This window comes from Lysobacter sp. Soil_N_23, assembly GCF_057656135.1.
On record NZ_JBDGKY010000011.1, the window covers coordinates 90,721 to 107,922 of the forward strand.

General features: G+C 66.8%; 19 protein-coding genes. 11 read left to right on the top strand and 8 right to left on the bottom strand.

Going from position 1 to position 17,202, the window contains the following annotated elements; translation table 11 throughout:
• Nucleotides 1–18 precede the first annotated feature (18 nt).
• From AC3A3X_RS10200 to AC3A3X_RS10210, 3 genes are all read right to left on the bottom strand, one after another.
• Nucleotides 19–978: a patatin-like phospholipase family protein gene (locus AC3A3X_RS10200; protein WP_487582917.1), complete on the bottom strand. Its 960-nt coding sequence runs from the start codon at nt 976–978 to the stop codon at nt 19–21.
• A gap of 89 nt (nt 979–1,067) precedes the next feature.
• Nucleotides 1,068–2,243: a phospholipase A gene (locus tag AC3A3X_RS10205; protein WP_487582918.1), complete on the bottom strand. Its 1,176-nt coding sequence runs from the start codon at nt 2,241–2,243 to the stop codon at nt 1,068–1,070.
• Between the two features lie 112 nt (nt 2,244–2,355).
• The gene (locus AC3A3X_RS10210; protein WP_487582919.1) at nt 2,356–2,841 is read right to left on the bottom strand and encodes a DUF456 domain-containing protein; all 486 of its coding nucleotides are present in this window, start codon (nt 2,839–2,841) and stop codon (nt 2,356–2,358) included.
• A gap of 219 nt (nt 2,842–3,060) precedes the next feature.
• Here AC3A3X_RS10210 and AC3A3X_RS10215 point away from each other — a divergent pair, with 219 nt between their 5' ends.
• Nucleotides 3,061–3,270: a cold-shock protein gene (locus tag AC3A3X_RS10215; RefSeq protein ID WP_158731317.1), complete on the top strand. Its 210-nt coding sequence runs from the start codon at nt 3,061–3,063 to the stop codon at nt 3,268–3,270.
• 184 nt (nt 3,271–3,454) lie between these two features.
• On the opposite strand, the gene AC3A3X_RS10220 is transcribed toward AC3A3X_RS10215, so the two are convergent.
• Nucleotides 3,455–3,934 (bottom strand): glycine zipper 2TM domain-containing protein, encoded by a 480-nt coding sequence (locus AC3A3X_RS10220; RefSeq protein WP_487582920.1) that lies wholly within the window; start codon nt 3,932–3,934, stop codon nt 3,455–3,457.
• Nucleotides 3,935–4,117: 183 nt separating this feature from the next.
• On the bottom strand, nt 4,118–4,564 hold the full coding sequence (locus AC3A3X_RS10225; RefSeq protein ID WP_487582921.1) for a hypothetical protein: 447 nt from the start codon (nt 4,562–4,564) through the stop codon (nt 4,118–4,120).
• 85 nt (nt 4,565–4,649) lie between these two features.
• Here AC3A3X_RS10225 and AC3A3X_RS10230 point away from each other — a divergent pair, with 85 nt between their 5' ends.
• Nucleotides 4,650–5,450 (top strand): tRNA threonylcarbamoyladenosine dehydratase, encoded by an 801-nt coding sequence (locus tag AC3A3X_RS10230; protein WP_487582922.1) that lies wholly within the window; start codon nt 4,650–4,652, stop codon nt 5,448–5,450.
• 64 nt (nt 5,451–5,514) lie between these two features.
• Here AC3A3X_RS10230 and AC3A3X_RS10235 read toward each other — a convergent pair whose 3' ends face one another.
• Complete coding sequence (locus tag AC3A3X_RS10235; protein ID WP_487582923.1) at nt 5,515–6,285, bottom strand: TatD family hydrolase; 771 nt, start codon at nt 6,283–6,285, stop codon at nt 5,515–5,517.
• Between the two features lie 21 nt (nt 6,286–6,306).
• Nucleotides 6,307–6,528, bottom strand: coding sequence for a DUF6116 family protein (locus AC3A3X_RS10240; protein WP_487582924.1), 222 nt, complete (start codon nt 6,526–6,528; stop codon nt 6,307–6,309).
• A gap of 165 nt (nt 6,529–6,693) precedes the next feature.
• Between AC3A3X_RS10240 and AC3A3X_RS10245 the strand changes: the two genes are divergently transcribed.
• From AC3A3X_RS10245 to asnB, 6 genes are all read left to right on the top strand, one after another.
• The gene (locus tag AC3A3X_RS10245; protein WP_487582925.1) at nt 6,694–7,503 is read left to right on the top strand and encodes a glycine zipper 2TM domain-containing protein; all 810 of its coding nucleotides are present in this window, start codon (nt 6,694–6,696) and stop codon (nt 7,501–7,503) included.
• Nucleotides 7,504–8,041: 538 nt separating this feature from the next.
• Nucleotides 8,042–9,205: an acyl-CoA dehydrogenase family protein gene (locus AC3A3X_RS10250; protein WP_487582926.1), complete on the top strand. Its 1,164-nt coding sequence runs from the start codon at nt 8,042–8,044 to the stop codon at nt 9,203–9,205.
• Nucleotides 9,206–9,323: 118 nt separating this feature from the next.
• Nucleotides 9,324–9,881 carry a GNAT family N-acetyltransferase gene (locus AC3A3X_RS10255; RefSeq protein WP_487582927.1) on the top strand — a complete coding sequence of 186 codons (558 nt, stop codon included), beginning with the start codon at nt 9,324–9,326 and terminating at the stop codon, nt 9,879–9,881.
• Entirely contained in the window at nt 9,878–10,522 is a 645-nt protein-coding gene (locus tag AC3A3X_RS10260; RefSeq protein ID WP_487582928.1) for a glutathione S-transferase family protein, read from the top strand. Before AC3A3X_RS10255 ends, AC3A3X_RS10260 begins: the two co-directional genes overlap by 4 nt.
• A gap of 77 nt (nt 10,523–10,599) precedes the next feature.
• Nucleotides 10,600–12,867, top strand: coding sequence for a thiamine pyrophosphate-dependent enzyme (locus AC3A3X_RS10265; RefSeq protein WP_487582929.1), 2,268 nt, complete (start codon nt 10,600–10,602; stop codon nt 12,865–12,867).
• Nucleotides 12,868–14,802 carry an asparagine synthase (glutamine-hydrolyzing) gene (asnB, locus tag AC3A3X_RS10270; RefSeq protein WP_487582930.1) on the top strand — a complete coding sequence of 645 codons (1,935 nt, stop codon included), beginning with the start codon at nt 12,868–12,870 and terminating at the stop codon, nt 14,800–14,802.
• Nucleotides 14,803–15,263: 461 nt separating this feature from the next.
• Here asnB and ygfZ read toward each other — a convergent pair whose 3' ends face one another.
• Nucleotides 15,264–16,142, bottom strand: coding sequence for a CAF17-like 4Fe-4S cluster assembly/insertion protein YgfZ (gene ygfZ / locus AC3A3X_RS10275; RefSeq protein WP_487582931.1), 879 nt, complete (start codon nt 16,140–16,142; stop codon nt 15,264–15,266).
• Between the two features lie 30 nt (nt 16,143–16,172).
• On the opposite strand from ygfZ, the gene AC3A3X_RS10280 reads away from it, so the two are divergent.
• From AC3A3X_RS10280 to sdhD, 3 genes are all read left to right on the top strand, one after another.
• Nucleotides 16,173–16,337 (top strand): DUF1674 domain-containing protein, encoded by a 165-nt coding sequence (locus AC3A3X_RS10280; RefSeq protein WP_158731306.1) that lies wholly within the window; start codon nt 16,173–16,175, stop codon nt 16,335–16,337.
• A 62-nt stretch (nt 16,338–16,399) separates the two neighbouring features.
• Nucleotides 16,400–16,810 carry a succinate dehydrogenase, cytochrome b556 subunit gene (gene sdhC / locus AC3A3X_RS10285; RefSeq protein WP_487582932.1) on the top strand — a complete coding sequence of 137 codons (411 nt, stop codon included), beginning with the start codon at nt 16,400–16,402 and terminating at the stop codon, nt 16,808–16,810.
• Nucleotides 16,807–17,202 carry a succinate dehydrogenase, hydrophobic membrane anchor protein gene (gene sdhD, locus AC3A3X_RS10290; RefSeq protein WP_487582933.1) on the top strand — a complete coding sequence of 132 codons (396 nt, stop codon included), beginning with the start codon at nt 16,807–16,809 and terminating at the stop codon, nt 17,200–17,202. Before sdhC ends, sdhD begins: the two co-directional genes overlap by 4 nt.

A 17,202-nucleotide genomic window follows, 5' to 3' on the forward strand; every position in this document is an offset into this window, starting at 1 on the left:
TGGGTTGTAGGAGACCTGCTACAACCGCCCCACCAGCGCCACCAGCTTCCTGCGCGTATCGGCCTGCAACAGATACGCCTGCGCCATCGCCTCCAGCGCCGCGACATTGGTCGCACTGACGTCATCGAGGTCATCCAGTCCCGTCACCAGCTCCGCCTGCAGGCGGAAGTAACCATCGCCGACCAGGTGTCGGGCGATGTAGTCGACCGCGTCGGTGTTGCCGTCGAACAGCACGTCGATGATCGGGATGGCCCATTCCAGCGCACCCCATTCCTGCGCCGACTTGAGGTCGATCGGGCGGTTGCGCTCGCCGCTGCCGACCGACAGCACCACCAGGTCCTGGGCGCCGTCGACACGGGCATCCTTGCGCAGGGCTTCGGCGATCGCGCAGGCGGTCGGATTGTTGGCAACCACGCCGCCGTCGATCATCGACCGCCTGCGTCCTTCGACCACCATGGGATGGGCCGGGAAATAGGTCGGCGCCGCGCTCGAAGCCCGGCACACAGACCACATCGGCAGGTCCGCGTGTTCGGGCTTGAAGCTCTTGAACACGATCGGCGTGCGCGAAATCGTGTCGTAGCTGGTCACCAGCAACGGCTTCTTCGCCTGGCCCAGCGTGGTCGTGCCGAAGACCTTCTTCAGCACCTTCTCCAGGCCCTTGGCGTCATAGCGGGGGGCCGATACGCCCTGGGTAAACGCGCGCCCGGCCCGCGACCACAACCGCTGTGCCATGCCGGGAAAGATCAGGTGCCGCTGTTGCCGGTACAGCTCGGCCATCTGCTGTGGCGGAAGGCCGATGGCCAGGCCACATGCGATCAGCGCGCCGGTCGAACTGCCGGCAATCAGGTCGAAGTTGCCAAGCAGTCCGCCGGATTTCCCGGCCTGGGCGAGGGCATCTTCGACGCCGGCCAGCCAGACGCAGCTGACCAGGCCACGGATGCCGCCACCATCGAGCGAAAGGATGCGGCGCATTTTCATCGTGACGTCTCCTGCCATTGAAACTCCTGCGGAAGTCGGACGCCATGATCGCAAGTGCCGGTCGCACGGACTGCGACCGGGTCGTCAGGTCAGTACCACTCCAGCAGCGAGATACCCAGGCCGATATAGGTCGCGCGGTGGTTGTAGTCGATCAGGCTTTCGCCATAACCGTCGAACACCTGGACGTGTCCGCGCAGACTGTTGCTGATCGGAAAACCCCAGTCGAGCTGCACCGCGCCGTGCGAGCGGTCGCCGCCGCGCAGCGAATGCCGTCCCATCACCGAGAACTGGTGGCCATTGCGCACATACACCAGCGTGGCGTCGCCGCGGCCGACGAAATCCTCGATGTCGGAATTGTTGTCGTCGCTTTCGCTCTCCGGCACGCGCCACCACGGGCGGATGGTCAACGCCCAGTTCTCGCGATCCAGGCCGATCATGCCGACCACGCGGTTCCAGCTGCGCGACAGCGGATCGGCGCGGCCATTGGACTGGTGGTTGATGCCGATCCCGGCGAGGCGGCCGTTCCAGCCGCCGATCTGGTAATTGTTGCGGAAGGTCAGCATGACCTCCGGTTCGTAATTGGTCTCACGGAACGGTCGCGACGTTTCGGCGCTGTAGACCTGCCAGTGCGAGGACTGGGTATAGGCCATCCACAGGTCGCCGTTGTCGCCGAAGATGTTCTCCCAGGCCTTGGTCTTGAAACTGAGCTGGAACTTGGCCTCAAGCGCGTCGACCGGAATCGGGCCCGGCACGGTGTTGTTGGGATTGGGCGAATGCGGCGTCTGGTTGGCGTCGGTGCTCCAGAACGCGGGCAGCAGGTAGACCGGTTTGTAGGCGCGGAAGTTGAAGACGCCCAGCTTGGAGTCGCGTGCCAGCTCCCAGCGGCTGTCGAGCAGCGAACCCTTGCCGGCATTGGCGATGGCGCTGTGCAGCGGGTCTTCCATCGGGTACAGGTCGTTGCCGGCCCGGGGTTGTTCGGGCACGGTCGCTGCCGCGTCGGGCACGACCTCCTCGGCAATTTCGAGGTTCTTCTGGATCGCCTTGGCTTCCTTGGCGGCGATGTCGGCGCCACGTGTGTCGCGCGCGCGGCGGCCGTGCACGGCGTCGTAGCAGGCCAGGCGTTCGGCATCGACGTTGATGGAGACGCAGGCCTCGGGTGTGGCCGGATCGGCGGGTGCTTGCGCCTGTGCAAGCAATGGCATCGCGGCGGCGATCAACAGCCATGAAGGGTGCCGGTAAGGGTGTGGATTGCGAACTGGCGGCATGCGGGGGGCTCGATGCGGTGATGTCACTGATGGGAAGTGTGGCCCGAGGCAAGGCCACGGCAGTTAACGGGACTTGTCCGGAGCGGGGGCGGACGGTGCCGGCGGCGGAACCTCAGAAGAACCAGGCGAAGGCGAACAGGCCGAGCATGGCGAACGCCAGGCCCAGCTTGAGCACCACGCCGAAGACGATGCCGAGCCAGGTACCGAAGCCGACCTTGGCGGCCTTGCGCACTTCGCGGCCATGGATCAGCTCGCCACCGAGGGCGCCGACGAACGGCCCGGCGAACAGTCCGACCGGTCCGAAGAACAGCCCGGCGAAGGTGCCCAGTACCGCCCCGACGACGGCCAGTCTGCTGGCGCCGACGCGCTTGGCGCCGATCGATGTGGCCAGCAGATCGATGCCCAGCGACAGCACGGTCAGCAGGCCCAATATCACCAGCGGCACCCAGCCAACCTCGCGGAAATCCCCGGCCCACGCCGCCAGCAGCATGCCGGCGAATACCAGGGGCAGGCCGGGCAGGGCAGGCAATACCGTTCCGGCTATCCCGACCAGCATCAGAATGCCCGCGATTACATAGTAAATTCCCTGCAATTCCATACCAATTACCCCCTGTCGGACCATGACTTTGCCCAGATTGCATTTTCACCCGGCGCGGGGTACTTTGCGGGCGCTGTGTTTGCCAGGGTCACCGTGAATCGTGGCCCCGATGCGGTTGATCCATCGATCCGCTACATCGTTGCACCTCGCTTCCTCCTTGCAACCAGCACGCAGCCTACCGCCGCGTTATCAACCAAACGTTCCAAGGAGTAAGTAAATATGTCGAACCGTGAAACCGGTACCGTCAAGTGGTTCAACGATGCCAAGGGCTTTGGCTTCATCAGCCGCGAAAATGGTGAGGACGTGTTCGTGCACTTCCGCGCCATCCAGTCGCAGGGCTTCAAGAGCCTGAAGGAAGGCCAGAAGGTCTCCTTCACCGTCGTCCAGGGCCAGAAGGGCCTGCAGGCCGACGCCGTCCAGCCGCTCTGATCGCGGCCGACGACGGAAGTCACTGGCGCGCCGCCTGCGGCGCCCGGTAAAGGAAAAAACCCGGCCTTGGCCGGGTTTTTTCTTTCTGCGGCGGGCGCGGGATGCGCCGGCGCCGGTGCATTGGCGAAGTTACCAAACATTCCCGGTCATCGTTGTTACCGCTCCCATTTGTTTCCTGGATTAGTTACTGCGCCCAGGCGCGACCGTTATTCACGCGGACATACGAGCCTTCGCGAATGCCGTCTAGGTCCTTCTGCGTGACCACGGTGGTGCGACCATCGTTCAGACGCACATAAACGTTATAAGCCGGGCTGCCGGTGTTCTTCTGGATTGCGTTGCCGGCGACGGCGCCGCCGACTGCGCCGGCAGCGGCGGCAACATTCTGGTTGCCCTTGCTGCCGCCGGTATGAGAGGAGATCTCATGGCCGGCGACGGCGCCGACGATGCCGCCAAGGATGGCGCCGGTGGCGCTGGGCGCGGTGCTGCCGGTTGCGACCTGCTCGATCCGGGTCACGGTGCCGCAGTCGTAGCAGGTTGCGCTGCTGCCACCGTAGGACGGTGCCGGCGCGCTGCTGTAGCCGGGGGACGGAGACGTGGCACAGCCGGCCAGTGCGACCATGGCAGCGGCGGCAACACCAAGCAGGCGGAGATTCTGGGAACTCATGCGCGACTCCTGTGTGGATGGAATGGCGCTGGCCGCACTACGGCGGCGCGCCACGCATCGACGCTAGCGGTCGCGAGGTGAACCGGCGATCAACACGCGCCGGTTCGTGGCTGTCTGTTGGGGAAGTAGCCAGTTTGCTGGTGACGGCGTGACGACGCCGCTCCCGCCAGCCGGCGCCAGGGCTCAGCCGCGGAAATCCTGATGGCAGGCCTTGCAGGCTTCGCCGATCCCGGTGTTGACGGTGCCGACACCGGCGCAGTTGAGCGGCGGGCTGGCGAGGGCAGCGTCGAGCTTGCCGCGGATTCGGCTGGCGTGCTCGGCAAAGCGTTTGTCGTCGGCGAGGTCGGGAAAGGCGGCTTCCAGATCGTCTGTGGTGGTGCGCAGGGCCTTGATATGAGGCAGGACGTCGGTCGCGGCGCAGCGGTTCTGCTCGACCTTTTGCTTGAGCTGGCCCAGGTGCCACTGCTGCACCTGCATCACGCCGCCGGGGAACTTGTTCCTGCGTGCATCGATCGCGCGCAGCGCCATCACCGTCGCGATCACGCCGATGACCAGGCCGATCAGGAACAGGAACAGGAACTTCGTCGCGTTGTTGCCTGGCTTGACGCTGCTGGGCGGTGGGGTGCTCATTGCCGGGGCTCTCCTTGCAGTTTGCGCCGAACCATATCACGCACGCCGTGCCCGTCTGCGGCCGGCGGACCCTTACAATGTCGCAATGACCACCACCCCCCTGGCCCCGGCCTGGCTCGAACGCTTTGCCGGGGTCGACCGCCTTTACGGCGTCGGAACCGTTTCCCGCCTGTCCACCTGCCGCGTTGCCGTCGTCGGCATGGGTGGCGTCGGCTCGTGGGTGGTCGAAGCGCTGGCACGTACCGGCATCGGCCACTTGACCCTGATCGACGCCGACGACCTGTGCGTGTCCAACACCAACCGCCAGCTGCCAGCCCTGGCCGGCCAGTACGGCCGCGCCAAGGTCGAGTCGATGGCCGAACGCTGCCGGGCGATCAACCCGCAGATCACGGTCGAGGCGGTGGCCAGTTTCGTCACGCCGTCCAACCTGACGGAGATGCTCGACCGCGGATTCGACCTGGTGGTCGACGCCTGCGACAGCTTCCGCACCAAGGTAGAGATGGCCGCATGGTGCCGGCGCCGCAAGTTGCCGCTGATCGTGGTGGGTTCGGCCGGCGGACGCACCGACGCAACGCTGGTGCGCGTGCGCGACCTGTCCCGCACCGAGCACGATGCGATGCTGGCGCTGGTGCGCAGGAAGCTGCGCAGCGAGTTCAACTTCCCGAAGAACACCGATCGCTACTTCGGCATCTCGGCGATCTACTCGCTGGAGAACGTCAAGTACCCGCAGCCGGACGGCAGTGTCTGCGGCGTGCGTCCGCAGGTGAGCGGTGACGCGGCGCTGAAGCTGGACTGCGGCGCCGGACTGGGCGCGGCCACGCACATCACCGGCACGTTCGCATTCGCGGCGGTTGGTCGCGCGCTGGAGTTGCTGCTCAAGCGGTAGGAGCGAGCTTGCTCGCGATCGGGCGCATCAGCTGCTGACGGGCGGATCGCGAGCAAGCTCGCTCCTACAACGGCAGGGCGAACAGACGCTGCGCGTTCGCCGTCGTCGCCCGCGCAAGTTCCTCCGGCTCGATGCCACGCAGCATGGCGATGACGCGCGCCACTTCGGCCAGGCGCGCCGGCTCGTTGCGCTGCCCGCGGATGCCTGCATCGGGCTGGTCGGGCGCATCGGTTTCCAACAGCAGGTGCTCGATCGGCATCGTCGCCGCGAGCCTGCGCAGGCGATTGGCGCGATCGTAGGTCACCGGGCCGCCGAGCCCGAGCATGAAACCGGCGTTCCACAGTTGCCGCGCCTGCTCTTCGCTGCCCGAGTAGCTGTGGACGACGCCGCGCAGTCCGCCGACGCGGCGAATGGCGGCAATCACCGCATCGACGGCGCGGCGAGCGTGCACGATGACCGGCAGGTCGAACTCGCGCGCCAGCCGCAGCTGGCCTTCGAAAAAGTACATCTGCCTTTCCGCGTCGAGACCTTCCACGAAGTAGTCCAGGCCGCATTCGCCGACCGCGAGCGGACGCTCGCGGTCGATCCACGCGCGCAGCAGCGGCAGGTGCTCGTCGCGGTGCTGCGACAGATACATCGGATGCAGGCCATAGGCCGGATGCAGGCCGCTGCCCGGCGGACATGCGTCGCGCAGCTTCGGCCAGCCGGCGGCGTCCACCGCCGGCACGACCTGGCGGGTGACGCCGGCCGCGCGGGCGCGCACGATCACCTGGTCACGGTCGTCGTCGAACTCGGCCGCGTCCAGGTGGCAGTGGCTGTCGACCAGCGGGTGCACGGGGGGGCGGGCGGTCCGGGTTCAGCGGGGGGCGCGGGGCGCGGGCGGCAGGCTCGGGTCCTTGCGCTTCTTCCAGCTGGCCAGCAGCAGGGTGCCCAGGCCCAGCAGGAGCTCGTCGGCCAGGGGCACGAAGTCGGGCACGACCAGGTCGACCAGGAACAGGGCGGCGGTCAGCACGAACAGGCGCGGGAAGCTCAGCTTGCCCAGGAAGCTCAGCAGGGGGACAGTCAGTGGGTTGGCCATGGCATTCGGAGTATGACGGCGGTCGCAATGACGCTAACACGCGGCCCAACCAGGTTCACAGTTGCGACAGCTTGATGTTAAAAAATCGGCAGCCGTTCAGGATCGCAGTGTTCGAATGGCGCCATCCACCAACCCGCGGGCCAAAACCCGCAGCAGAGGCCTCAAATGAACAAGAACATCCTCGCAGTCGCCCTGGCTTCGCTGCTGGTCGGCGGCGTAGCAGTTGCGGCCTTCAACAGCTTCCGTGGCAACGACAACGCACAGGCCCAGGTTGATGCCAGCGGCCAGCCGGTTGGCCAGGACGGCGACATGGCGGCCGACGGTTCGATCCAGTCGGGCAAGGTCGAGTACGCCGACGTCCTCAACGTCAAGCCGATCAACGAGAAGGAAAAGCTGTACGCCACCGTGATCGGCACCGATGCCGTGCGCGAGACCAGCACCACCTCGACCCCGCGTGAGGTCTGCGAGGACGTGGTCGTGCAGGAGCGCGCTCCGGAGCGTGACGGCAACGTTGGCGGCACCGTCGCTGGCGCCGTGATCGGCGGCCTGGTCGGCAACCAGATCGGCAGCGGCAACGGCCGCAAGGCCGCGACGGCCGCAGGCGCGGTCGCCGGTGGCTTCATCGGCAACACGGTTGACAAGCGCCATGTCGGCGGCAAGGTCACCAGCCGCACCGAGCGCCAGTGCCACACCACTTCCTCGACGTCGCAGTCCTCGCGCGTGGTCGGTTACAACGTGACCTACCGCAATCCGGACGGCACCACCGGTTCGATGCGCACTGACAGCAAGCCGGGCAACAAGATCCTGCTGGGTGAAGAGGACAAGGTGGTCGGTTACGACGTGACCTACCGTTACGACGGCGCCGAGCAGACCATCCGCATGGACGAGCGTCCGGTCAACAACCGCCTGCCGGTGATCGACGGCCAGGTCGTGACCCAGACCGCTTCGGCTTCGACGGGTTCGACCCAGGGCTGATCGTTCGCGATCACTGCGCAATACCCGAGGGGCCGGAGCGATCCGGCCCCTTTTTTGTGTCCGTCATGCCGTCGCCTCACATGCCCTTACCCCGTCATTCGCCCTTATCCCGTCATTTCCGCCCTTACCTCGTCATTCCCGCCCTTACCTCGTCATTCCCGCGAAGGCGGGAACCCAGCGACTTCGAGGTAGCGGCAAGGGCAAATGGGTCCCTGCATTCGCAGGGATGACGGTGGCAGGGCGGGAAGGCTGCGGGCCTGGATCCCGGCGTTCGCCGGGATGACGGTGAGCGGAGTGGAGACGGTGAGCGGGGCGGAGACGGTGGGTGGCGCGGTGACGGAGAGTGTGGGATGCCACGCCCCAGACCGTCGCTTCGGCGAAGTTGGCCATGCTCTTCGTCAATTCGTAGGGGGGGGGCAACCGAAGCGCATGAGGTGGCGTGTTCACCTGCGCGAATGCCTCGAAAAGCGGGGTATACAGGGCTACCCGCGCCAGCGTCGGCCATTACAATGGCCGTCTTTCCACAGTCGAGCGCGCCATGGCCCTGCACCCGTACGATCTTTACGACGTCCGCTCCCTGCTCACTGAAGAGGAGCGCGCCGTACAGGACACGGTGGCGCGTTTCACCAACGAGCGCGTGATCCCGATCATCGGCGATGCGTTCGACCAGGCCCGTTTTCCCAAGGAGCTGGTGGGTGAAATCGCCGAACTGGGCCTGCTCGGATCGTCGCTGCCGGAGAAGTACGGTTGCGCCGGCCTCAATGCGGTCAGCTACGGCTTGATCTGCCAGGAGCTCGAGCGCGGCGACAGCGGCATCCGCAGCTTCGTCAGCGTGCAGTCTTCGCTGTGCATGTATCCCATCTACGCCTACGGTTCGGAAGAGCAGCGCCTGCGCTGGCTGCCGGACATGGCCGCGGGCAAGGTCATCGGCTGCTTCGGCCTGACCGAGCCGCACGGTGGTTCCGATCCGGCCAACATGAAGACCCACGCCAAGCGCGATGGCGGCGACTGGGTCCTCAACGGCTCGAAGATGTGGATCACCAACGGCAACGTCGCCGACATCGCGATCGTCTGGGCGCAGACCGACGAGGGCATCCAGGGCTTCATCGTCGAGAAGGGCATGCCCGGTTTCGCCGCGCAGGAAATCAAGCACAAGATGAGCCTGCGCGCGTCGGTGACCAGCTCGCTGTTCTTCGACAACGTGCGCGTGCCCGACAGCAACCGCCTGCCCAACGTGAAGGGCCTGAAGGGCCCGCTGGGCTGCCTGACGCAGGCCCGTTACGGCATCACCTGGGGCCCGATCGGCGCGGCCATTGCCTGCCTCGACGAAGTGCTGAACTACACCAAGGAACGCATCCTGTTCGACCGCCCGGTGGCGGCAACGCAGAGCGCGCAGATCAAGATGGCCGAGATGGCGCGACGCATCACCCTGGCGCAGTTGCTGGTGGTGCAGCTCGGTCGCCTCAAGGACGCCGGTACCATGCAGCCGGCACAGGTGTCGTTGGCGAAGTGGAACAACTGCCGCATGGCCATCGACATCGCGCGCGAGTGCCGCGACCTGCTCGGCGGCGCCGGCATCACCACCGAGCATGCGGCGATCCGCCATGCGCTCAACCTGGAGTCGGTGATCACCTATGAAGGCACCGAAACCGTGCACCAGCTGGTGATCGGACGCGAGCTGACGGGCATCAGCGCGTTCTGAGCCGGTCACCCGTCATTCCCGCGATGGCGGGAACCCAGCGTCTTTGACAGGCAGCGCGAAGTCACTGGGTCCCCGCCTTCGCGGGGATGACGGCTCAGATGCTGTCGGAGAGGTCCACGTGTCTGTCTTCGACATCCAACTCGAAACCCCGCGCCTGCTCCTGCGTCCGCCGCAGGCGGGCGATTTCGAGGCGTGGGCGGCATTCCGCGCCGACGAGGAGGCCACGCGCTACATCGGCGGCGCCGAAGCGCGGCCGATGGCGTGGCGCAGCTTCGCGGCGATGATCGGCGTCTGGCACCTCAAGGGTTTTGCCATGTTCTCGGTGATCGAGAAGGCCAGCGGCGAGTGGGTAGGGCGCGTCGGGCCGTGGCAGCCGGAAGGCTGGCCCGGCACCGAGGTCGGCTGGAGCATCGCCCGCAAGCATTGGGGCAGGGGCTTCGGCCCCGAGGCGGCAACGGTCTCGATCGACTGGGCCATCGATCACCTGGGCTGGAGCGAGGTGATCCACACCATCGATCCGCAAAACGCCAATTCCAAGGCCGTTGCTGCCAAGCTCGGCTCGCGCTACCTGCGCATGGGCCGCCTGCCGGTGCCATTCGACAGCAACGAGATCGAAATCTGGGGACAGTCGCGCGAGCAGTGGCTCGCCCGGCGCACACGCGAGGAGCGCACATGATCACCGTCTATGGCTATTCCTGTTCCGGCAATTGCCACAAGCTGAAGCTGCTGCTGGCCCAGCTCGGTCGCGAGTACAAGTGGGTCGAGATCGACAGCACCTGCGGCGAGACCCGCACGCCGGAATACCTGGGCAAGAATCCCAACGGCAAGGTGCCGATGGTCGAGCTCGAGGACGGCCGCATCCTCACCGAGTCCAACGCGATCCTGTGCTGGCTGGCCGAGGGCACGCCGTTCTGGGCGGGCGATGCCTGGCAGCGTGCTCAGGTGCTGAGCTGGATGTTCTTCGAGCAGTACAGCCATGAACCGTATATCGCCGTCGCCCGCTTCATCCGCGGCTGGACTACGCTCGACTCGCCGCGTCGCGCCACGCTGGCGCAGTTGCGCGAGCGCGGTCATCAGGCATTGGCCGTAATGGAGCAGCACTTGGCCGCCCAGCACGAGTGGTTCAGCGGTGACGCCTACGGCATCGCCGACATCGCCCTGTTCGCCTACACCGTCGTCGCCGACGAAGGCGGCTTCGACGTCTCGCGCTATCCGCAGATTCGCGAATGGCTGGCGCGCGTGATGAAGACGCCGGGCTTCGTCGCCATGCCGTCGCCGCCGGTCGAGGTCGCCTCGCGCCTGGCGCTGCCGGACTGACTTCGCAGCGCCAACTCCTAGCAAAGCCATACCAGGTCCTGCGCCCAGCGCGGGACGACATCCGAGAACCAGCAAAAATGTCCGCACAGCCCAACCCGATCCCCGCACGCATGAAAGGCCTGAACCGGGCCGAGATCTGCGACGTCAACTTCAGCGAGTTCGTCAAAGCCTGGAATGGCCACGCCGAAGCCCGCCCGGCCGCGGGCGAGGCGATCCTCGACGGCAGCGCGCTCGACGCGCGCGGATTCCGCGAGTTGTTCGAGTCGCAGCTGGTCAGTCGCCATCTCGACCTGATGGCACGCGTGCTGCGCGTGCAGAACAAGGTCTTCTACACGATCGGTTCCAGCGGCCACGAAGGCAATGCGATGGTGGCGCGCCTGACGCGCCATACCGATCCGGCGTTCCTGCATTACCGCTCCGGTGGCTTCATGGCCGAGCGCTTCCGCAAGCTGCCCGGCATGGACCCGGTGATGGATTCGGCGCTGTCGTTCGCCGCCAGCAAGGACGATCCGGCCAGCGGTGGCCGCCACAAGGTATGGGGCAGCAAGCCGTTGTGGGTGTTGCCGCAGACCTCGACCATCGCCTCGCACTTGCCCAAGGCGCTGGGCACGGCGGTCGCGATCGAAGCCGGCAAGCGCCTGGGTCACGCGCTGCCGATTCCGGACGACAGCATCACGATCTGCTCCTTCGGCGACGCGTCGGCCAATCACGCCACCGCGCAGACCGCGTTCAACGCAGCCGCCTGGACCGCCTACCAGAAGCTGCCGGCGCCGGTGCTGTTCGTCTGCGAGGACAACGGCATCGGCATCTCGGTGAAGACCCCGGGTGGCTGGATCGGCAACCGCTTCCGCAACATGGACGGGCTGGACTACTTCACTGCCGACGGCCTCGACCTGGCCGCCGGTTATGGCGACGTGCAGCGCGCCGTCGAGCATTGCCGCAGCACGCGCCGTCCGACCTTCCTGCACCTGAAGACGACCCGCATCATGGGCCACGCCGGCACCGACTTCGAGATCGAATGGCGTTCGATCGAGGAGCTGTGTGCGGTCGAGGCCACCGATCCGCTGCTGCGCTCCGCCGCCATCGCGCTGGAGTCCGGCCTGATGTCGAAGGACGAAGTGCTCGACCTGTACGAGCAGACGCGCAAGAAGTGCTTCGCCGCTGCCGACGAGGCCGACCGTCGGCCCAAGCTCGACAATCTGGCCGAAGTGATCGCGCCGCTGGCGCCGTATACGCCGGCCAAGGTCGCCGTCGAAGCCAAGCGCGCCGATTACGGCCCGCGCCGCCTGGAAGTGTTCGGCAGCGAGGCCAGGCTGCCGGAGAACCAGCCGCCGCGGCACCTGGCGATCCAGATCAACAACGCCCTGCACGACATCTTCGCCAAGTACCCCGAGACGCTGCTGTTCGGCGAGGACGTGGCGCAGAAGGGCGGCGTCTATACGGTCACCAAGGGCCTGCAGAAGGCCTTCGGCCCGCGCCGCGTGTTCAACACGCTGCTCGACGAGACGATGATCCTGGGCATGGCCCAGGGCTTCGCCAACGTCGGCATGCTGCCGATCCCGGAGATCCAGTACCTGGCGTACTTCCACAACGCCTGCGACCAGATCCGCGGCGAGGCGGCGAGCCTGCAGTTCTTCAGCAACAACCAGTACGCCAACCCGATGGTCGTGCGCATTGCCGGCCTGGGCTACCAGCGCGGCTTCGGCGGCCACTTCCACAACGACAACTCGATCACGGCGCTGCGCGACATCCCGGGCCTGGTGGTGGGTTGCCCGTCGCGCGGTGACGACGCGGCGACGATGCTGCGCACGTTGACGGCGCTGGCGAAGGTCGACGGACGCGTCAGCGTGTTCCTCGAGCCGATCGCGCTGTACATGACCAAGGACCTGTACGAAGCCGGCGACGGCGCCTGGCTGACGAGCTATCCAAAGCCCGACGAGGCGATGACGCTCGGCGAAGGCCGCATTTACGGCGAAGGCAATGACGACCTTGTGATCTTCAGCTACGGCAACGGCGTGCCGATGAGCCTGCGTGCGGCGCGCACCATCGAAGCCAAGCATGGCTGGAAGACGCGCGTGGTCGACCTGCGCTGGCTGGTGCCGCTCAACGAGGAGTTCATTCGCGAGCAGGCACGCGGCGCCAAGCGCCTGCTGATCGTCGACGAAGGCCGCCACAGTGCCGGCGTGGGCGAGGGCGTGCTGACGGCGATCGCGGAGGGTGGCTACGGGGCACGACCCTTCCAGCGCGTCGTCGGCGTCGACACCTACACCCCACTAGCAGGCGCCGCATTCCTGGTGATCCCGGGCGAGGACGACATCGTCGCGGCAGCGGATCGGCTCGCCTGAATGTGTGGCCTCGCCGGACTGTTGCGCGCCACCCCCGACGCCAGTGATGAGCGGCTGACAACGCTCGCCGGCGCGATGGGCGATGCGCTGGTCCATCGCGGCCCCGATGATCGCGGCGTCTGGACGGAAGCGGAGACCGGCATCGCGCTGGCGCACCGTCGCCTGAGCATCCTCGACCTGTCGCCCCTGGGCCACCAGCCGATGGCGTCGAGCGACCACCGCTTCGTCATTGCCTACAACGGCGAGGTCTACAACTTCGCCGAGCTGCGCGAGGTGCTGGTCGCGCGCGGTCATTCCTTCCGAGGCCATTCCGATACCGAAGTGCTGCTGGCCGCAGTGGTGGAGTGGGGCGTGGAAGACGCGATCTCCCGCTGCAACGGCATGTTCGCGATCGCCTTGTGGGATCGTCAGGAGCGCTGCCTGTGGCTGGCTCGCGACCGCGTCGGCAAGAAGCCGCTTTACTACGGCTGGGCCGGCGATACGTTCGTGTTCGGCTCTGAGCTCAAGGCGCTGTGGCGCCACCCGGATTTTGACAACGGCGTCAGCCGCGATGCGCTGGCGCTGCTGTTGCGCCTGGACTACATCCCGGCGCCGCACGCGATCCATGAAGGCACCTTCAAGCTGCTGCCGGGCACGCTGCTGCGCATCGACGCGGCGGCGGTGGCGGGCGGTGCCGACGCGCACGATCCGCAGCGCGACCAGCGCCGTTACTGGGATCCGCGCGAACGCATGGAAGCGGCGCTGCGGGCGCCGTTCAAGGGCGACGAGCGCGAAGCGGAAAACCGCCTCGACGAACTGCTGCGCGAGGCCGTCGGCCTGCGCATGGTGGCCGACGTTCCCGTCGGTGTGTTCCTGTCGGGCGGCACCGATTCCTCGATCGTCACCGCGCTGATGCAGGCGCAGAGCCGGCATCCGGTGCGCACGTTCACCATCGGCTTCGAGCGCTCGCACCACGACGAGGCGCACCTCGCGCGCGAGGTCGCCGAGCACCTGCACACCGCGCATACCGAGTTGTACGTCAGCGGCAGCGATGCGCTGGCGGTGGTGCCGACTCTTCCGGCGATGTTCGACGAACCGTTCGCCGACGCCTCGCAGGTGCCGACCGCACTGGTCGCTCGCCTGGCGCGCAGTGCCGTGACCGTGGCCCTGTCGGGTGACGGAGGCGACGAGCTGTTCTTTGGCTACAAACGCTACGAGCGCGCACTGCGCAACTGGCGCTGGCAGCGGCGCGTGCCGTCGCCGCTGCGCAAGGCGATGGCGCGCAGGGCGACCGGTCATGGCGAATCCTCGCGCACCGGTGGTTTTGCCGCACTTGCGGCCGAAATGGGCGCGTGCGGCATCGGTGACGTCTACCGCCAGCGCATCGCCCGCTGGCGCGATCCGGCCTGCGCGGTGCCGGGCGCGAAGCTGCCGGCGACGCTGTACGACCAGCCCGATCCGCTGCACGGCGCCGGCACTGCCGCCGACGCGATGATGCTGGCCGATTTCAGCGTCTACCTGCCCGAAGACCTGCTGTGCAAGGTCGACCGCACCAGCATGGCGGTGAGCCTGGAGGCGAGGGCGCCGCTGCTGGACTGGCACGTGGCGGAGTTCGCCTGGTCGCTGCCGCTGGCGTTCAAGCGCCACGCCAAGGGCAACAAATACCTGCTCAAGCAGGTGCTGCGACGATATTTGCCCGATGAGATGGTCGACCGCGGCAAGCGCGGGTTTGGCGCGCCGGTCAGCGACTGGCTGCGCGGCGACCTGCGCGAATGGGCCTCGGCGCTGCTGGACGAGCAGCGCCTGCGCGAAGAAGGCTATTTCGATGCCGCAGTGGTGCATGGGATCTGGCGCAAGTTCCTCGACGGCGAGCGCAAGTGGCACACGCACCTGTGGAACGTGCTGATGTTCCAGGCGTGGCATGAGCATTGGCGGGAGCAGCGGCGCGAGGTGTAGGTTCGCAAGCGCCTTTTCCGTCGCCAGTACGAGCATCGTCACCGTCACTGTTACCGTCATCCCGGCGGACGCCGGGATCCAGGCCGTCACCCTTTCAATTCGACCATCCGGTCAAACCCAGTCACCGTCATCCCGGCGAAAGCCGGGATCCATCTTGCTGTTGCCTTTGCGTCACAGCGCACGTGCAACGTCAACGTGGATCCCGGCTTTCGCCGGGATGACGTTGACGGGGCTGATGTGCTGCGGGCCTGGGTCCCGGCATTCGCCGGGACGACGGTGAGTGGGCTGACGCGCCGAGGGCCTGGATCCCGGCATTCGCCGGGACGACGGTGAGTGGGCTGACGCGCTGAGGGCCTGGATCCCGGCTTTCGCCGGGATGACGGTGAGTGGGCTGAGATGCTGTGGGTCTGGGTCCCTGCGTTCGCCGGGACGACGGAGCAGGCGAACTTCGGGTAGCGCCGTTAGCGCCCGAGCCCACCGCGCAGCGGTACTTCGCGCAGGACGGCATCCCCTGCGCTCATTTCCCGCGCCTCACGTTCCAGCGGCAGCACCGCCAGCGCGACGTGCCGGCCGTCGCTGTCGGCACCCGCAACGAGCTTCCCCAGCGTCACGGGGCCGGCCATCACATCCGCTCCGATAAGCAGCGGGGCATCGCCAGCAAGCAACGCCAGCCCCCGCTTGGCCTGGCCGAGGAAATGCGTACGCGCAACGATCTCCTGGCCCGGATAACACCCCTTCTTCACGCTGAAGGCCTGCAGGCGTTCCAAAGACAGCTGCTGCGGTGTCCAGTGACCGGCCTGGGAGGCGGGCAGGCGTGGCAGGCCGTGTTCGAGGTCGAACGCCTGCCAGCGCGCAAGCGCCTGCGGATCGGCTGCGGCGCTGGCGCCGACCGAAATGCGCAGGCTGCGCGGCCCGGCCTCGCCGCCCAGGTCCATTTCGACCGTCTCGACCCCGTCGTCACCGCCAAGGGCGGAGCCTTGTGCGGCACCGGCGATAGCCGCAAAGGAGCCGCTGACGTGCAGATCCTGGCGAACTTCGATCTTCACCTTGCTGCGAAACACGAAGCGCTGCAGTGCGGCGGCGAGCTCGGTGGGATCGGCATCGGGCAGCAGCAGCCAAAGCGTCTCATCGGACAGTTTCAGCAAGGCAAACAGCGCAACCACGCGCCCTTTTGGCGTCAACCAGCCATTCCACTGCCAACGTCGCGCCTCCAGCAGGGCGACGTCGTTCATGAACTGCGCCTGCGCGAAAGCGGCCGCATCACGCCCGCTGAGCGCGATCAGGCGATGGTCGGGCAGGGCGAAGGCGAGGCCGTCTGCGGCCTGCGGGTTGTCATGCATGGGGGGCGGGAATTAACATTCAGCGCCGTGATGATAGGCCAAACCCCACCCGTTGAAGCGCCCGAGGCAGATTCGACTCCGCAGCCCGCGCCATTGACGGATCCCAACAGGCCAAAGGAGCACGGCGGGCGCGAAGGCCCCGAACCGACCCGCTACGGCGACTGGGAAAAGAACGGCCGCTGCATCGATTTCTGACGCGTCACCACGCTTCCCCGCCACGCGGCTCCTGCCGCCCAGCCGAGAGAACGCCATAGCCCATGGCTAACGATCAACGCGTCCGCGAACGCCCCCTGTCACCGCACATGCAGATTTACAGCTGGCAGGTGCAGATGGTGACCTCGATCCTGCACCGTGGCACAGGCATCGTCCTGACCCTGGGCAGCCTGCTCGTTGTGTGGGCGCTGGTGGCACTGGCTGCCGGTCCCGAATCCTGGAGCACCTTCACCGCCTGCGCGCGGTCGCCGCTGGGCTTCCTGGTCCTGTTCGGCTGGAGCTGGTCGCTGGCCTACCACCTGCTCAACGGCATCCGCCACCTGGTGCAGGACGCCGGCTTCGGCTACCGCATCGAAGCGTTCGTGCGCAGCAGCTGGATCTCGGTCTTCGGCAGCCTGGTGCTGACGGTGATCATCTGGCTGCTTGCGATGATGGCCCAGCGGGGTGGCGCATGAGCACCGACAACAACCGCCTGCGCAATCCGCTCAAGACCGCGCGCGGCCTGGGCTCGGCCAAGGACGGTACCCATCATTTCGTCGTCCAGCGCGTCACCGCGATTGCCCTGGTGTTCCTGTCGATCTACGTGATCGGCCTGATCCTGTCGCTGATCGGCGGCGATTACGCCAGCGTCCGCGCCACCGTCGGCCACCCGTGTAACGCGGTGCTGCTGTCGGCGTTCCTGATCGCCTCGTTCTGGCACGCCAAGCTCGGCATGCAGGTGATCATCGAGGATTACGTCCATACCCCGGGCCTGGCGATGGCATCGCAGCTCGCGGTCGTTTTCGTTTGCGTTCTCGCGGCATTGGCCAGCGTGCTCGCCGTCATCCGCATCGCGCTGGGAGCCTGA

Bases quoted from the DNA above. Each gene is read 5' to 3' on its own strand.
- AC3A3X_RS10200 (WP_487582917.1), bottom strand. From the start codon at position 978: ATGAAAATGCGCCGCATCCTTTCGCTCGATGGTGGCGGCATCCGTGGC.
- AC3A3X_RS10205 (WP_487582918.1), bottom strand. From the start codon at position 2,243: ATGCCGCCAGTTCGCAATCCACACCCTTACCGGCACCCTTCATGGCTG.
- AC3A3X_RS10210 (WP_487582919.1), bottom strand. From the start codon at position 2,841: ATGGAATTGCAGGGAATTTACTATGTAATCGCGGGCATTCTGATGCTG.
- AC3A3X_RS10215 (WP_158731317.1), top strand. From the start codon at position 3,061: ATGTCGAACCGTGAAACCGGTACCGTCAAGTGGTTCAACGATGCCAAG.
- AC3A3X_RS10220 (WP_487582920.1), bottom strand. From the start codon at position 3,934: ATGAGTTCCCAGAATCTCCGCCTGCTTGGTGTTGCCGCCGCTGCCATG.
- AC3A3X_RS10225 (WP_487582921.1), bottom strand. From the start codon at position 4,564: ATGAGCACCCCACCGCCCAGCAGCGTCAAGCCAGGCAACAACGCGACG.
- AC3A3X_RS10230 (WP_487582922.1), top strand. From the start codon at position 4,650: ATGACCACCACCCCCCTGGCCCCGGCCTGGCTCGAACGCTTTGCCGGG.
- AC3A3X_RS10240 (WP_487582924.1), bottom strand. From the start codon at position 6,528: ATGGCCAACCCACTGACTGTCCCCCTGCTGAGCTTCCTGGGCAAGCTG.
- AC3A3X_RS10245 (WP_487582925.1), top strand. From the start codon at position 6,694: ATGAACAAGAACATCCTCGCAGTCGCCCTGGCTTCGCTGCTGGTCGGC.
- AC3A3X_RS10250 (WP_487582926.1), top strand. From the start codon at position 8,042: ATGGCCCTGCACCCGTACGATCTTTACGACGTCCGCTCCCTGCTCACT.
- AC3A3X_RS10260 (WP_487582928.1), top strand. From the start codon at position 9,878: ATGATCACCGTCTATGGCTATTCCTGTTCCGGCAATTGCCACAAGCTG.
- AC3A3X_RS10265 (WP_487582929.1), top strand. From the start codon at position 10,600: ATGTCCGCACAGCCCAACCCGATCCCCGCACGCATGAAAGGCCTGAAC.
- asnB (WP_487582930.1), top strand. From the start codon at position 12,868: ATGTGTGGCCTCGCCGGACTGTTGCGCGCCACCCCCGACGCCAGTGAT.
- ygfZ (WP_487582931.1), bottom strand. From the start codon at position 16,142: ATGCATGACAACCCGCAGGCCGCAGACGGCCTCGCCTTCGCCCTGCCC.
- AC3A3X_RS10280 (WP_158731306.1), top strand. From the start codon at position 16,173: ATGATAGGCCAAACCCCACCCGTTGAAGCGCCCGAGGCAGATTCGACT.
- sdhC (WP_487582932.1), top strand. From the start codon at position 16,400: ATGGCTAACGATCAACGCGTCCGCGAACGCCCCCTGTCACCGCACATG.
- sdhD (WP_487582933.1), top strand. From the start codon at position 16,807: ATGAGCACCGACAACAACCGCCTGCGCAATCCGCTCAAGACCGCGCGC.